Annotated in this window: 11 protein-coding genes and 2 pseudogenes; 6 read left to right on the top strand and 7 right to left on the bottom strand. The window is 60.7% G+C overall.

Annotated elements, in window-relative coordinates:
* Positions 1–38: 38 nt before the first annotated feature.
* Genes NKG95_RS21350 through NKG95_RS21340 form a run of 3 tightly spaced genes read left to right on the top strand, consistent with a single transcriptional unit; the run spans position 39 to position 3354 of the window.
* Complete coding sequence (locus NKG95_RS21350) at positions 39–737, top strand: hypothetical protein (protein WP_353042381.1); 699 nt, start codon at positions 39–41, stop codon at positions 735–737.
* A 14-nt stretch (positions 738–751) separates the two neighbouring features.
* On the top strand, positions 752–2029 hold the full coding sequence (locus tag NKG95_RS21345; protein WP_353042379.1) for a glycosyltransferase family 4 protein: 1278 nt from the start codon (positions 752–754) through the stop codon (positions 2027–2029).
* Entirely contained in the window at positions 2020–3354 is a 1335-nt protein-coding gene (locus tag NKG95_RS21340; protein ID WP_353042377.1) for a lipopolysaccharide biosynthesis protein, read from the top strand. Before NKG95_RS21345 ends, NKG95_RS21340 begins: the two co-directional genes overlap by 10 nt.
* Before the next feature lie 109 nt (positions 3355–3463).
* Here the strand turns inward: NKG95_RS21340 and NKG95_RS21335 are convergent.
* The 7 genes and pseudogenes from NKG95_RS21335 to NKG95_RS21305 all read right to left on the bottom strand — a co-directional run.
* Positions 3464–3643, bottom strand: a pseudogene (locus NKG95_RS21335) (IS630 family transposase); the annotation flags it as partial.
* Positions 3644–3650: 7 nt separating this feature from the next.
* Entirely contained in the window at positions 3651–3773 is a 123-nt protein-coding gene (locus NKG95_RS21330; protein ID WP_353042375.1) for a hypothetical protein, read from the bottom strand.
* A gap of 206 nt (positions 3774–3979) precedes the next feature.
* Positions 3980–4945 carry a methyltransferase domain-containing protein gene (locus NKG95_RS21325; protein WP_353042373.1) on the bottom strand — a complete coding sequence of 322 codons (966 nt, stop codon included), beginning with the start codon at positions 4943–4945 and terminating at the stop codon, positions 3980–3982.
* Positions 4946–5135: 190 nt separating this feature from the next.
* The gene (locus NKG95_RS21320; protein WP_353042371.1) at positions 5136–6011 is read right to left on the bottom strand and encodes a hypothetical protein; all 876 of its coding nucleotides are present in this window, start codon (positions 6009–6011) and stop codon (positions 5136–5138) included.
* A 433-nt stretch (positions 6012–6444) separates the two neighbouring features.
* A complete protein-coding gene (locus tag NKG95_RS21315) occupies positions 6445–7719 on the bottom strand; it encodes an NAD(P)-binding domain-containing protein (protein WP_353042370.1) in 1275 nt (424 codons plus the stop codon).
* Positions 7720–7773: 54 nt separating this feature from the next.
* The gene (locus NKG95_RS21310) at positions 7774–9063 is read right to left on the bottom strand and encodes a GNAT family N-acetyltransferase (RefSeq protein WP_353042368.1); all 1290 of its coding nucleotides are present in this window, start codon (positions 9061–9063) and stop codon (positions 7774–7776) included.
* A 341-nt stretch (positions 9064–9404) separates the two neighbouring features.
* Positions 9405–11435 (bottom strand): polysaccharide biosynthesis/export family protein, encoded by a 2031-nt coding sequence (locus tag NKG95_RS21305; RefSeq protein ID WP_353042366.1) that lies wholly within the window; start codon positions 11433–11435, stop codon positions 9405–9407.
* A gap of 1231 nt (positions 11436–12666) precedes the next feature.
* On the opposite strand from NKG95_RS21305, the gene NKG95_RS21295 reads away from it, so the two are divergent.
* From NKG95_RS21295 to NKG95_RS21285, 3 genes and pseudogenes are all read left to right on the top strand, one after another.
* Positions 12667–13488: a LuxR C-terminal-related transcriptional regulator gene (locus tag NKG95_RS21295; protein ID WP_352849045.1), complete on the top strand. Its 822-nt coding sequence runs from the start codon at positions 12667–12669 to the stop codon at positions 13486–13488.
* 344 nt (positions 13489–13832) lie between these two features.
* Positions 13833–14256: pseudogene (locus tag NKG95_RS21290) on the top strand (PIG-L deacetylase family protein); the annotation flags it as partial.
* A gap of 62 nt (positions 14257–14318) precedes the next feature.
* Entirely contained in the window at positions 14319–14753 is a 435-nt protein-coding gene (locus NKG95_RS21285) for a hypothetical protein (protein WP_353042364.1), read from the top strand.
* The last annotated feature ends 553 nt before the right edge of the window (positions 14754–15306 follow it).

The following is a 15306-nucleotide window of genomic DNA, read 5'->3' as shown; positions in this document are numbered from 1 at the left end:
GGGACCTTCCGGCCGCCTGCCTGTGGGCAGGGGCGACGGTGGCGGCCGTTGCGATCAGCGACAGCTTGGTCCTGCGTACCGTCTTGGGCGCGCCCATGTTGTTCCTCGTCTCTGGCCACGCGGTGCTGCGGGCCATTGGCGTGAGGACCACCTCCGTGTCGGAACACCTCGTCTACGCGGTCGGAGCAAGCCTCGCCGCCGGTATCGCCGGGGGCTTTGCCCTGAACGCCGCAGGCTTCCTCACGCCGCTCGGCTGGGCAGTGTGGTTCTGGACCGTGACGGCCGCCGCGGCGCTGGTGGCTGTCCGCCGCGACGCTCCCGATCGGCCGGCCTGGCCGGCTCTGCCGCGGCTCCCGCTAGGGCAGGGGGCTGCACTGACGCTAGCGGTGCTGGTGGCGACCGGAGCTTATGCGCTGGCCGTCGGGGACGAAGCGACCTACCGGGAATTCAAATACACCGAGTTCTGGATGTTGCCATCGCCCAATGGCGAGCCCGGCCTACTCACCGTTGGCATCAGAAGCGCCGAGACCCGAGCTCAGCGATTCGACCTGGAAATCACCCTCGACGGGCAACCGTTCGCCATCTTCCGATCGCTCACCATCGCGCCGGGCGACAGCTGGGCGCGGGAAATCCCGGTGCCCGTCTTGGCAACTCGCCAGACGGCCGAGGCGCGGCTCTATCGGCCGGCAGACAGCCGTCTCTATCGCAGTGTTTCGACGCTGGTACCGCGCATCTGAAACGAGGCTCGACTATGCGCATTCTGCTGCTGTCGCAGTTCTATCCTTCGGTCATCGGGGGAGAGGAGCGGCACGTCCGCAACCTCGGCGCGGCATTGGCGCAGTGGGGCCATCATGTCAGCGTGGGGAGCTTGATTCATCCCGGATCGCCCGAAACCGAGCTGGACGGCGCGGTCCGGGTGCATCGCCTGCACGGCAAGCTCCAGCGTCTGTCAGGCCTCCACACCGATCCCCAGCGCCGCCATGCACCGTCCTTCCCGGATCCCGAACCGGTGCTAGCCCTGAAGCGGCTGGTTGCCCAGGAGAGGCCAGACATCGTCCACGCCCATAACTGGATCTACGCGTCCTTCCTGCCGCTCAAAGGTCTGAGTGGGGCACGCCTCGTGGTCACGCTCCACGATCACGGTCCTGTCTGCGCCAAGAAGAACTTCATGCACTTGGGCGCCCATCTCTGCAGTGGCCCAGCGCCGGCCAAGTGCCTGCCCTGCGCCACAGGGCATTACGGGGCCGTCAAGGCAGCCGCGACCACCTTGGGCAACTGGGCGTCGAGCTTCGCCGCTCGGCGCGTGGTGGACCGCTTCATCGCGGTGACCCGCGCGGTGGCGCGTCACACCGGACTCACCCAAGGCCGCGCCCCCTACGAGGTCATCCCCAGTTTCGCGCCCGACGATGTCGGGGTGCTTGGCCCGGAAGATCCCTGCCTGCGGGAGCTACCCGGGGATGGATTCATCCTGTTCGTCGGCGACATGATGCGCCTCAAGGGCATTGACCTTCTCCTGGCAGCCTATGTCAGCCTGGAGCGGTCGCCGCAGCTGGTCCTGATCGGGCGCCGGGTCGCCGATACACCAACCGAGTTTCCGCCGAACATCCGCTTCTTCAGTATGTGGCCGCATTCCGCCATCATGCATGCATGGCGGCGCTCACTGTTCGGCGTGCTGCCGTCAGTCGGGCCTGAAGCCTGCGCGACGGTCATCATGGAAGCGATGGCGTCCGGCAAGGCAGTCGTCGCAACCGACGTCGGCGGCATGCCGGATCTCGTCGTTCATGCCAAAACAGGGCTTCTCGGGCGGCCCGGTGACGCGCACGCCCTCGCGCACGCAATGCAGACACTCCTGGAGGACCGCGCCTTGCTGGCCTGGCTGGAGGCGACAAGCCTCGCCAGGGTTGGGCGCCTCAAGGCCGGAGCGGTCGTGACCCGGATCGAGCAGGTCTACCGGGACGTCCTGCGCCCAACCGCCAGCAGGTCCGCGGTACCGGCGCACCAAGGTTCGGGAGAGCCATCATGCCGGTAGGCCTCGCCGGGACGGCCATTATTCGCCTGCGCCGGGCGCTTCGAAAGAGCGCCACGCTCATCATGAATTCCGGCGCTCTGGCGATCGGAACGGTGGCATCGGCCGGTCTTGGGTTTGTCTATTGGTGGCTCGCCGCCCGGCTGTTTCCGCCGGAGGTGATCGGCAACGTCTCCGCTCTCCTGGCCGTGACGGGCCTCGTCGGTCTGCTGGGGGAGGCCGGACTCGGGACCTTGCTCATGGGCGAAATCGTCCGGCATCCCGGCAAGGAGCGCGGCCTCGTGGCGGCAGCAGCGTCCGCCGGGGTAGCGCTGGCGGTCGGCTTGGCCTTGTTGTTCATCTTCGTGGAGACGAATCTCGTCAGTTCGACCGGGCTGATCGACGGTTGGTTCGTGGGCGCTGCGTTCGTCCTCGGCTGCGGCCTGACCGTTCTCAGCTTTGTGGGCGATATGGCGTTCGTCGGCAACCTGCGCAGCACCGGCAAGATGATCCGGCAAGTGCTGTTCTCCACATTCAAGCTGATGCTGATCGCCGGCGCTGCGGCCGCCGGCTACACCTCCAGTGCCGCGCTTCTTCTGACCTGGGTGGCCGGCCTGATAGCGTCCTTTGTCGGCGTCGATCTCTTGACCCGGGGCGGTGCGCGTCGTCTTGTTGGGGCGCCCGATTTCCAGCTGCTCCATACCCTCCGACGCAAGGTGGTCGACCACTACGCGCTCGATGTGGCCTTGCAGGCCCCGAGCGTCAGCATGCCCTACCTCGTGCTGATTCTCCTGTCGCCGACCACAAATGCCGCCTTCGTGTCGTTGTGGATGCTGGTCTCTATGGCGTCATTGATTCCCGCAGCCATGGCCACCGTCCTGTTCCCCGTGATCAGGGCATGTCCGAAACAATCGAGACACGATGTCCTTGTATCGGTGACAGCGTCATTGCTCTTCTCGCTGGTCTGCGCCGTCCTGGTCTTCACCTATTCGCAGCAGATCCTTGCGGTCTTCAATCCAGCCTATCCTGAGATCGCCGGTTCGAGCCTGCGCTTCCTCGGCTTCAGCCTGTTGGGATCAACGCTCAAATTTCATGCCTGCACGCTGGCGCGGCTGGGCGACCGGATGCGCAAGGCATCTCGCTGGTTCGCGCTTGGCGGACTACTGGAACTGTGCTTCGCGGTCGCGGGGGCGAAGCTTGATGGACTTCAAGGCCTGGTCCTAGGCTGGACGCTCGCCATCAGCATCGAGGGTGCATGTGCGGCCCTGATTTTGGCCTTCGCGATGAAACTGGATTCTGCCGCCGGCCCTGCGCACGAACGACCGACCGCGTCGCCGCTCCAGACTTGAGAAGACATCGATCATGGCGCAGGGCTATCGATCGCAGGCTTGCGCGCTGAAGAGTAGTTCATCGTTTTCGAAGATCGAACCATTTGATGCGGCCTTCGAGCTTGTAGGACTAGGTGTGGACGACGGGATGCTGGTTGATGTCGTCCATGGCGGCCATGATGCGCTCCTTGAGCTCGTGTTTGGAGGCGACGCGGATGTGGCGCAGGACAGAGCGGGCGAGCTTGGAGAAGAAGCCCTCGAAGAGGTTGAGCCACGATCCGTGTTTGGGCGTGAAGCTGAATACGAAACGTTGGCGATCATCGCGCCGCCATCTGACCAAAGGCCAGGGTTCGCTCAACGCAGCGTTGCACGGTCTGATGATGCACCCCAAAGGCGGCCACCGCTAAGAACGACGCATCTTTCCGATAGGCCAGCAGCATGCGCGCCCGCTCCACCCGGCTCGCAGCTTCCGTTCGCGAGCGCGCCATCGACGTCAGCCTCGCCACATCTTCTTCTCCAAGCGACAGTTCAATCGCACGTCGTCATGCCATCATGACTTTCGACCTCGTTGTCCGATTGCGCTCTCTCAGCGCGTCAAGCCAATCGACGGCCTGTCAGCGGCACTCGATGCCCTCGTCGGCGGTATCTATCGCTGCGCGCCCTTGTAGTAGGCAATGATGTCCTTCGGTTTCATTGCACGCTCCGAACGCCGGCCAAGAAAATAACATGCGCTCGCGCCGTCGGCTGCATAGCTCGGCCGGGAAAGTCTTTCGAAATGACGAAGCCAGAACAGCCCCGTGGCCGCCATCGTGCCGACCTTATAACTCCCAAAAAGAGAGCCGACGAAGTAGCGGATGGACCAGAGCATCACAATCGCGGGGCCGCGCGTGATGCCGCCGTCGATCTCGTCAAAATGGCGGAACAGCCAACGATGTCCGCTTGGGGTGAAACGGGTGAAATCATAGGGCCCCTCGTGGACCTGCTGCATGAAGGGCGTCTCGGCATAGACCACCCCGTTCGGGACTAAGACACGATGAATCTCGGCCACGACCTGCTCGGGCGTCAGGACATGCTCCAGGACGGCTTGGATCCAGACGCCGTGAATCGCACCCGAGGCCAACGGAAGCTGATGCCCATCCGCGATGATCAAGGTGCGGTCGGATTTGTAGATATCCGTTCCGATCAAGGTGAGGTCGGGGTCTCGATAAAGCGTTTCCGCGTCGCTGCCGATTGTGCCGCCTCCGATGACTAGAATGCTGGGATGGGGATCCAAGCCCTTCGCCTCGGCAATGAAGCGGTCGGCATTGGCGGCGGTCGGGCTGGCGGATTGCCAGAAGAAGCCGTGGACCTTCTGGAGAAGGCCCGTGCTGCGTTCCGTGTAAGAGCTTCCCCCGGTAAGTTGCACCTCCTCCCGGGACAGGACGGAGTTGTCGAAGTCGACCAGTACGGGAATGCCGTCGAGAGCCGGAAATCCAGCTTGCGACATTTCGCAGTCGGGGTCCTGGCAAACGAAAGCGCGTGCTGGCGCACCCGCCTGAACAGCCGCAATGCCGGATTTGCAGCGCGGACAGCGCAAAAGCTCACGGACGAGTAACTTGGCTGTCGAGTCCACCTTGCCTCCAGTTGCTAACATAAGCGTTGAAATAACCGTCTTCGACCACAAAGATGCGCCGAGCAGTCAAGGAATCATCACGCATTAGGGCGGCTGCGCCGCTGCGGGAGCCTCTCACACCAGGGGTCAAAACCAGTCGCGGCCGACAGGCCCATGAAGTGCGCCCCTGGCGGAGATGACGCTGAGACAATCAGCACCTCAACCCTGGTTGATCTTTCCGGTAAGTTGAGATCGGTTCAGTTTTGACGGGGCGCCAGATCACACGGCGCAGCGTTTCTTTCGCGGCTTTTGCTGCCTCCAGCAGCGCCGGGCCTGGATCGTCCCAGCGCCAGTAGGCGTTATGAATTCGATGACGCGGTGGATAGAAACAGCCGGCGCCGAGCAGCCGGGCCGAGGTGAAATCCCTGAATTCATCGCGCCAGACGTGCGTCGGATCAAGCTTTAATGGTGGGTCTGTTTGGCCGGCGGCGTCGCAATAACCGACATGACACAGATTGATGCCACAGAGGGCGGAGATCTCCACCTGCCCATCGATGCGGCCAACGGTTGGCTCGACAAACCGAAAGCCCCCGTCACGTTGGTCGCGCTTGTATTCCATGCTGGCAAAGCCGTTCGTCAAACCGATTGATCGGAAGAAGCGTATTGTCAGATCCTCCAATTCCTCGGCGACTTCCGGTGCCGCCCAGCAACTAGCGGTCACGCCGATCTGAGGCGGCCAGGAACGGCCTTTGCGGCCCGTAAAGGCGACCGAGGCACCCGGGCGCAGGTAGCACAGGCAAAAGTAGATGGAGTCATTCGACCCCTCAATCCACTCCTGAACAATCACCTCCCCCACCGTGTCCAGCACTCGCTCGCAGAGCAACCGAGCATCGGCTTGGGTCTCGATGCGATAGGCCTTCTTAAAAGAGCCGTCATACGCCGGGGAACGGCTGTTTGGCTTCACGCAGAATGGAGGCCGAAGGTCACGCAGGCCGTTCAGGTCACCGTGGTTTTGCGCCAAGAGGGTTCTTGGCACCGGAAAGCCACCGCGCTGGGCCAGACGAAAAAATGGCTCCTTCTGAGTCAAGTTGACCAGCAGTCCGTGGAGTGGGAGTTGGAAGCCGAACCAGGGAGCTACACGGTCACGGAACCGCGACACAGTCAAGAGTGGACGATCATCGGCAAATATTATTACACTACCCTGAGGCATTCCTTCTCGTAATCCAATTAGTTGCTCCACAAACTCTTCGTTGTCAAATGTGGAAACGGAAACTCTTCCGGCATATCGCGATACAGCTGCCACATCATACTTTGCCTCAACGACTACAATCGGCCGAAGTCCCGCTTGAGCCAAGCTCCGTACAGCGGACAGGCCGTTTATTCCTCCTCCTAAGACGAGGGGTGTCGGTGCGCCATCGGTTGCTAGAGTGTGTTGCCGCGGATTTATCACGTGACTAGGCATGAGAGCCGCAATCCCAGCGAGAAAACTAACTTCCAATTGATTGGTTTAAGGTGAGCGTTCACAAACATTTCCGGGCTGAAGATGTCGACACAGAGGGGCGGTGCTGCCCCGTACTCGTACGAGGGGATTCTCGCCAAGGCCTAGGCAGCATACGACTTGCTAGATGCCTTGATATCGTGCGAGAGGTGAAGTCGGTGCCAAACACGAAACGCATGACGGGTCCAAACGTGGTAGTCGAGACATGCCCCACGAAATACAACCCTGGGATGGACGACTCGAAATTTGTGGACAGCCTCGGAGTTTTTCCGATAAGACGCAGCATCTCGATAATTGAGGGGTTTAGAAAAGGTAAACGATGCACGTCGGCCCTATATCCGGTAGCCGCGATTACATGATCTGCCTCGACGACTTGAGTGTTGCCGTCCATGGAAACCAAGTTTAATTGTACTCCATGCTCTGATATTCTCACCTCCTGCGGCAAGCGTCCCACAAGTAAAGGAACAGCTGCTGCCCGATCTTTCATTGGTTCCCCTCCCGACGGAGAGGGAAACTTTTCTGCCATTTCAAGTCGATAGTACTCGGGGAAATACCGAAAGAGCCAAGGCAAGTCCGCGAACAGTCGATGTTTCCAACCCGGGCCGATTCCAGAAACGGGACGTACCAGGCGGCGTAGCACCGGGTGCGAGCCTGAGCCTCCCCACCGGCCACTGTAAATGATGGCCGGCTTGCGCGCGATAAGCTGAACGTTTACCCGCGCTTCGCTTAAGAGCACCGCTATATCTATTGCGGATGCCCCGCTTCCGAGCACCGCGACACGCTGCGCCCGGAATCTTTGGAGGTCGTGAACGTCAGCGGCATGCGAAAGCTTGTCGCTGGGCAGTCCGGAAAGCAACTCGGGGATATGGCGGAAATAGGTCAGGCCTGTTGCGATCACCACCTTGCGCGTCCTGAAGGATAGTCCGCTCTTCATGCGAAGATCGAATCCTTCTGGAGCCGGAACCAAGGAAACGAGTTCCTCGTCTTCCACGTCCGGCACGCAGCGTTTTTGGAACGCCAAACCGTAGGCGGAGAACGTTTCCAGCGGAATTGGAAGATCCAAATGGTCATAAGGACTGCCGTGCTCGATGCAGAATTGCCGAAGAGTAAAAGCATGCTCGGGATCAGAAAGGTTTGATGCGAAGCCAGCTGACTTGAGCAGCATGCCTTTCGGCATCTTGCTTTTCCAGCTCTCCATCGGGCTGCCGATTATCCGGCAGTCAATGCCCAGTCCGCGCAAATGTGCGGCTACAGACAGTCCATAGGGGCCAGCACCGACAATGGTCACATCGCACATCCTATACAAAGCGCACCTCCCGTTGATCCTCGCCTGCCGAAGAGCCGCACCCCGTCAAGCCGCGGCCTGTTTCATGTGAGCAACAATGCTCCCTAGCAGCCGCTTGGCGCCGCGCAGCTTGGCCTCGATGCGGCGCTCTGGATTGTCTCTGCCTATTGCGATCCACTTCATGGGATGCTCCGCATTAGCCAGGTGGGACTTGTGCCCGGAGAAGCCTGCCAGAAAATCGTAGCCGCACTCGCCGCGTCCGATGCTGTCCTCAATAGCCAAAACATGGCTAATAAGCCCGGGCTTGAGCCGGCCGTCGCGCTCATACAGAAAGCCGCTTTGGTAGTTGTAAACACGGCCGTCATGCACGAAATTGTACAGGACCCCAATTGTCTGGTCCCCAGCCAACGTCCGTGAGATGCGGACGGTCCCGGTGGGAGTTCCGCGTGCAATGAGCTCCTCGTGAAATCGACGGAAGCTCGGATTGGCAAAGGCTCCCTTGCGTCCCCACCGCGCCTGATGAAGCCCGGCGAGCAAATCAAACGCGGCGAGCGCCTCCGATGTCATTTCCATAGTCCGAAACGCAATGGGACCGCGTTCTGCATATAACCGCGTAGCACGGCTTACCGCCTGCCGAGTATTGCGGCCCAACGTGGCGCGGTAATCTCCGCCTTTCTGGCGGACTTTGGCGAAATCGATCCACCGTGCCGTATCTTCTGCTTTCACCTCGGTAAGGAGCCCGGCCCGGCCCGCGGTGCGACAAGCGGCCAACTCGAAGTCCGGTTCAATTCCGGAGAGCACCAGTTGGTCAGAGTGGCGCAAGTGATGCGCCAAGGCTTCGACGCATGCCACTCGAGTGGCATCGGCCAGGGATTGCTCCGCAAGAATATCGTTGTACTCGATGAACAATCGATCGAAACGAACATCTCCAGTTTCATTGAGCAGCCAACGCGCCCGCGCATGCCGCCCGAAACTCCACGCCGTCCGCCGGCAAATAATCGCCAACCCAACGATCCTGCTTGACGTCCGAGCGACTAGAACATGTGGTTGCGCGCCCCCCGGCAGATGCCGCAGCCAAGTTCCGATCCAGAGCCAGGATAGATAGAATGAGTGAGTTGCTCGCGCTTCGAGCTCCTTCCAAACGGTCTCGAGTCTCGCGATGTCCGGCAAGGCCTCCACGGTGACCTCGATGACGGTATCCTGGCGCATGGCTTGTTCTACTGAAGCCACACGATAGGGTTCCGCGCCGATGGCTAAGACATCAAGAGGTCCTGACATACAGCCATCTTCCTGATACTTTGCGCATTGCGGCGGGAATGCCAGGAGTATCCTCGCTGCGAGCTGCTGTTCGTCCATGGAGCCCTCGGGGTTTTTCCTGTTCGGCGAAGACTTCATGTCGCGAGCGCTGGAAGTGAAGACTTGCGAGCGACGGAACTGTAGACGCTAGCGCAAATATTCGATCGAGCGTGCGCGCCGTCGTGGCAAATCTTTGACCAATCCCGCTTGATAGGGACCTGTGTCCCGTTCATCTCACTTCACCTTTGCCAATGATCCGAACTCCTGAGCGGAGGCGGACATGCTCGTTCTTGAAGCGGTTCAAGCTGTCGGCGAGTGGTCGTTTCGCGCTTCCCACTTCGTCCATCCACCCAGACCACGCAGACCAATGTCCTTGCCGGGCATCAATTCGGACCGATCCTCTACTCCCTCACCACGCGGGCAGGCTCGACATCGCTAGGGCTGCGCGCGGCCGGGAAGCTCTCGCCGGTCGGCGACGAGGTCGGGACCGGCGAACCGGTCGGCTCTCTTGGCTCGCTTTCGCCCACGATGATGTTGACGAGGTCGCCTGGCTGCAACAGGGTCATCCCAACGGACTCGATGCTAACCGGCCCGGCTGCCGATTGCCGCACGATTTGATAAGTTGCGCTGTTCGCGTCCTTAGCAAACTGGACGCGGGTCACCGGCAACGTGTACAGGACGCCTTCGCTGGCGTTCAACTCGCGCACATTGGCCGCGGTCTGGCTCTCCGTGGTCTCGATCTCGACCTCCAGATCGGTCCTGAGCTCGGCCCGGGTCCGCAACACCTCAGACTCCAGCGAAGCGAGGCGCTGGTTGGCGCTCGCGTATTGGTTGAGGGCGTCCTGCCGGCGCTGTTCCGCGTCGGACAACTCACTCTGGATCTGATCCATCACCGTCATGCTGAGAACTTTGCGGTCCACGAGCGTGCGCATGCTGTTGACGCGCTCCTGGCGCAGCTTGACCAGTTTGTCGAGCGACTCCATGCGCCCATAAGCGACAACATCATGCCTGGCCGCCTCCAGCGCACGCAGGTTTGCGCGCTCGCGATCCTTGCGGGCCGTTGCGACGGCCTTGCGCCGGTCGCTCTGCTCGTTGATGAGGTTAGCCGCTTCGCTCGCGCCGGCCAGTTCCAGCAACTGGCGCGGGATAGTGGGTGCTGTACCGTCGCGCTCGGCCTTCAGCACCGCCTCGCGCGCGAGCAACTTCAACAAGGCATCGATCGCCCCGCTCCGCTTCTGGGTCTCACGAACGGCTTCGATCTTCTGCCACGGCTCGCTCTCGGCTCGGTCGAGTCCGCCGGCCAGCGCGATCGCGTGCAGGATCGTCATGCCGGGCGCGTACTTGAACGAGCCTGGATTCTTGACCGGCCCCAGCACGTAAATGGGCGGGCGCTCCAGCGGCAGGATGTTAACCAGCCCCTTGTGGCCCAGCAGTTGATTGAAGATTTCCGCCAGGTCGGCCTGGACCTGTTGCGTCGACCGGTTGGCGACCGGAATGGAGCCAAGCAAGGGCAGGGAGATCGTGCCGTCCTCCTGGACAATATATTCGCCGCTCAGTTCCGGACGCTGCAGGATGCCGCGCAGGGCCGAGGCGGAGGACGCTCCCCCCCACTTGTCTTCCTCGACGTCGACGCGCTCGTAGAACGCGATCTTGAGGCGGTCGCCGACGCCGAACAGGGCTCCGGCTGCCATGCCTGGCGGCTTGCTGAGGGTTTTGGGGCGCCCGGCACTGGTGGGGACGGCGGGGACGACAGTCCGCTCGGCCAATGCGGCGACCGATGCATCCGGTCGCGTGCTGAGGGTTTTTGGGGGCTCGGCACTAGCGGGGACCGCAGGAACTGCGCTCCGTTCGACCGCCGCCACCGCCGACGTATCCGGACCCGACACGATCGCGCGGGAGGGTTCGGCCGTGGCGTCGACCGGTTGTTCTTGCCAGCTATCGATAGCAGCGGACACCTTCTGCACCACGGCTCCGGAGACATCCTGGACCTCGTGCGCCATGGTTCCGGAGAAATCCTCGACCTTCTGCACCACGGTTCCGGAGACATCCTCGACCTTCTGCACCACGGCTGCGGAGGCGTCCTTGACCTTCTGCCCCACGGCTGCGGAGGCATCTTCGACCTTCTCCATTACGGCTCCGGAGGTATCTTCGACCTTCTGTATCACGGTTCCGGAGGCATCCTCGACCTTCTGCATCACGGTTCCGGAGACATCCTCGACCTTCTGCGCCACGGCTCCGGAGGCAGCCTCGACCTTCTGCGCCACGGCTCTGGAAACAACCTCGATGGGCTCCCAATTTCTGACCGCTCCCGCTCCCAGGACGGCGACCCCGGAGACCCCCAAGACAAGCAGGACGGCCTTCATTCCCCTGCGGCGAGCCGCCTGTGACGAGGGAGTGACGGGCTCGGAATTGTATTTTGCATCCATGGCCATGGCGCGTGGCTTTCACTTTCAATGGTGGCCAGCCCGTCCCGAACTGGCGAGCATCGGTCGACGAGGAAGGCTCTGCCTTATCGTGACCCTTCACCGCCAGCGGCACAACTATCCCTTTGTAGGCACTCCTTCCGGATAAACACCCCCTCCGGCGAACTCGTCCAATGAGCAGATTGCTGCGCTGAAGGAGAACCTCTTTGATGGCAAAACCGGACAAAGGCGATCGAACGCAACGAAGAGCCGGAAATAGTGGTCCGACGCAGCATCTCGAACCGCCTGCGGCCCCAACATGCATTCGCAGAATGGCTGGGCCGTCTCCAACTTCGTCATCCAGGCCCCGGAGAACGAGCCGATCACGATCTCCGGCTCCTAGTCGCAAGGCCGATCATTCTGCTACGTCGATGACCTGATCGACGGCTTGACTCGCCTGATGAATGAAGAGGCGATCTCGACGAAGCCGTCAATCTTGGCATCTATCGAGATAGCAATAGCAGAACTGGCCCGCCTGACTCATTTCTCTCGCCGGATCTCACCAGGCTCGAATTCCGGCCCCTGCCACAGAACTTCCCCGGCAGCGCTGCCCCGATATGGGCCGCCCCAGGGGCCGCGCCAGGCAACTCCTCTATTGCCCACCGCAGGCGCAACGCAAGGAGCGGCTCGGCAGACCATCGCCTATTTTCGATGCCCGGAAGGTATCCGTGCTGTTGTGCGCGCTGCGCCTCATCGCCTTGGCCCACATCCAGTCGCGATGCCAGATGCGGCACGTTGCTCCTCAAGTTGGTGAAGCTCGGGCGCTGGTCAGGATCAGCGCGCGCCGCGTCAAGATCGCCTTTTCCTCGGCCTGCGCCGTCATCCCAAAATGGCGGCTGGTCGCGGCGCGGCCCCCTGGGCCCGCGGTTCTCCCGCCTGACATGCCGCGCCGCCCCGCGCCAGACCGGCGGCACCACCCGCGCCCCACGGGAGACAAGCCCGGCAACTCTCGCGGCCCGCGCATCCGGCGCCACGATGGTGCTGGCCCGCAGCCCGGAGCGGCTGAAAGCCAGGGCTCGCACCCCTCACCAAAGCCTCAAGCTCGAGAATCCGGGGTAGCCCTCGACGAAGCTACCCTACGCCTAAAGAGGGTGTTCTTGTCTAGGGTTTTCCTGGCGTAAGGTAACACGTTCAAAAAAGAAACTATGCGAGGAGCGCCTTGCGAGACGTGCGTACCTCAATCGCGTCAGGGGAGGCTACGATGACAACGAAATCCTTGATGACCACAAAGTCTTTTATAACAGTGCTTGTCAGCCCAAGCGAGTTACTCCGAGAGGGCCTTGTTCTAATTCTGGATGCAGCAAAGTTTCGCATTCTTTTCTCTGCGGCTTGTGTTCACGACCTTCTGCAGAAGCCGCTACCCAAGCACCGGTCCATCTTGCTCATCATGGATGTCGACGGTACTGATGCGGATGCTGGATTCGCACAAATTGCAGATTTTAAAGGGATTTATCCGACCAGCCATGTCGTTGCGCTAGCCGATCACTGTCGACCGAACGATATAGTTTCAGCCCTTCGTGCGGGGGCTGACGCGTATTTGACAAAAGTTGCCGCTCACGACACCTTCATCAAAGCTCTCGAATTGGTTATGCTAGGTCAGACGGTGCTACCTGCAGAAACTTCGACGTTTATTCAGGACATAAGACATGGTCTGAAACATGATGCGGTACACGAGTTTACAAATGTGGCTGTTACAATGGAGAACGCTGATCGAGAACCATCAATGTTGTCAACTCGGGAAGATTGTATTATACGTTGCTTGATCGGAGGGGAGTCTAACAAAACAATCGCGCGCAAGATTAACATCGCCGAAGCGACAGTGAAGGTGCACGTGAAGGCCATCCTTCGAAAGATTCGGGTCGGCAACCGTACCCAGGCTGCAGTTTGGGCGATGAACCATGGTATGCTCACTTCCGCTCCGTCAGGGACCGAAAAGACGGCAACTCAGCCTTCTCCCCATCCGCAAGAGCTACTTGAAGCACAAAAGGAGTACCACCTTCTCAAGAACACTCATCCGATGTGACCGCCTCCGCGTCTTGACATATCGTCCTTCGGGCTGGTGACCTGTACGCTGCATTATGCTGCCGCACGAAGGAGACCCCGGTCGACCGATGCGACCTGCTACCCAGCACATTAGTTCCCGATGCTGAAAACTGCAATTTGGAGATGGTCTCAGGTCCCCGCAACCACACCTTTCCACGATGCACTTTCCAAAGCTACGCCCTGATACGAGGTTCCGGCGAACAAAACGCGTAGGTTCAAATCACCCCGGTCACCCCGGCGATGGTAGCGTAAGGAGGGTGCAGTGGAGACGGGATCGCAATGGGCGCTGAGGTGGGGCCCCGCCAACGGCATCACGACCCGGCCTTTGTGATTGCCGTCGCGGATTTCCCAGACAGCTACTTCCCCGCCCACAGCCGATTGTGGCTGACGGATGTAAGATCACGGGTTCATCTCGACGTGGTGTTAACCCAGGCCAGGTTCGACGCCCATCAGGACCACCGGGAGGTCAACCAACTGACCTGGAACGTCTTCCGCGATCATCTGGTGCTCGAATGCCGCCCCGAAATGGGACGGCGACCTTTGCCAGCCCAATGCCTACGTGCCGCTCACGGCCGACGTGCTGGAACGCAAGATCGAGCTCCTCGACAAGCACTTCGGAACGCAGCGCTCCAAGGACTGGTTCGACCGCCAACCACTCGCTGGGCTTCCGAGATTGCGCGGGATGGAATGCCGGGCACCCGAGCATTTCGCCGGGGCTTTCACGCTCCGGAAGGCCAAAATTCTTTAGCAGTTTGCACACATTCTCTCGCAAAAAACTTGCGGGCCGACCATCGAAAAATGAAGTGGGCCTTGAACTCATCGGGCGATCTGCTAACTATTCGTCTACAGCGGTCCGGCAAAAAGACATCTACAAGGAAAGACAGTACAGAACTAGCCATTCAAGCCGACCGTTTTACTATCCATTTTGAAGTTGAGGGATTCATCAAAGTGGGCAAGGCAAAAATTGCTCCTGGATTTTCGTTCAAGAAAGCCCGGATCGGAACGGTCGAGGGCGGAGAATCCGGGGTTCTGGTGTGGAAATGGGACCAACTGGTCGCGGTCCTTACTCAGATCGACGAGGAAGCCTACTCCACGAAAGGCAAATGGTTCCTCGAAACAGGCTTCGGGCTGCTGAGCGGGCAGCACAAGAATTTCGATACGATCGAAGAAGCCATAAGATGGGTGGCCAGACACACTTTCCCTGACACTGCAGATGGATCGGCGGATTCAGCGGCAGGAAGTTAACCCGAATCGCGGTCAGCTTCCGAGCTGACGGAAGTCGCGCATTTCCCTTTTCAAGCGGTCGTCCTCCAGGCCAGTTTCCTGTCGGCTGGAATCTTCTTGGCTTTGCGTGCCGCCCTGTGCGGGTCCCAGCGAAGCCCTTCGGCGACACCTAGACCCGTTTGTCAGACGGCCGTCACCTTATTGGTCCGCAACCGAAGTGAGGTCGTGCTCATCACCGCCAGTCACCGTCGGCGGCCGCTATCATCTTCATGACAGCCGCCTCGTCGCGGGTGTAGCTGACGACGAGAGCGGGATGAGCACTCCACGCCTGAATGTCCTGCAGGAACACGGGACGGTATGTCTACGCCGGCTTGCCGTCGGGTCGAGCGCCGAGAGCTTCTGCGGCCGCATGCGGACCATTGCCTCTGACACTGCCCCCTTGGAACAGCTTTCCAGAACTGCAGAACAAGATCATCGCGACGAAGCCGGGCGCTTCGGAGCACCCCGCCAAAATCCCCTACAGCATATTATCAGAAAGCTCGGGGCAACGAACCCACCGGGGCGGGGGGCCGCT

The sequence above is a fragment of the Mesorhizobium sp. M1423 genome, assembly GCF_040317575.1.
GTDB lineage: Bacteria > Pseudomonadota > Alphaproteobacteria > Rhizobiales > Rhizobiaceae > Mesorhizobium.
This window is presented reverse-complemented; position numbering and strand designations above follow the sequence as displayed.

What these genes read in the sequence shown, in the direction of transcription:
- NKG95_RS21315 (WP_353042370.1), bottom strand. Translation starts at nt 7,719, where the DNA reads ATGTGCGATGTGACCATTGTCGGTGCTGGCCCCTATGGACTGTCTGTA.
- NKG95_RS21310 (WP_353042368.1), bottom strand. Translation starts at nt 9,063, where the DNA reads ATGGACGAACAGCAGCTCGCAGCGAGGATACTCCTGGCATTCCCGCCG.
- NKG95_RS21345 (WP_353042379.1), top strand. Translation starts at nt 752, where the DNA reads ATGCGCATTCTGCTGCTGTCGCAGTTCTATCCTTCGGTCATCGGGGGA.
- NKG95_RS21295 (WP_352849045.1), top strand. Translation starts at nt 12,667, where the DNA reads ATGACAACGAAATCCTTGATGACCACAAAGTCTTTTATAACAGTGCTT.
- NKG95_RS21340 (WP_353042377.1), top strand. Translation starts at nt 2,020, where the DNA reads ATGCCGGTAGGCCTCGCCGGGACGGCCATTATTCGCCTGCGCCGGGCG.
- NKG95_RS21305 (WP_353042366.1), bottom strand. Translation starts at nt 11,435, where the DNA reads ATGGCCATGGATGCAAAATACAATTCCGAGCCCGTCACTCCCTCGTCA.
- NKG95_RS21330 (WP_353042375.1), bottom strand. Translation starts at nt 3,773, where the DNA reads ATGCTGCTGGCCTATCGGAAAGATGCGTCGTTCTTAGCGGTGGCCGCC.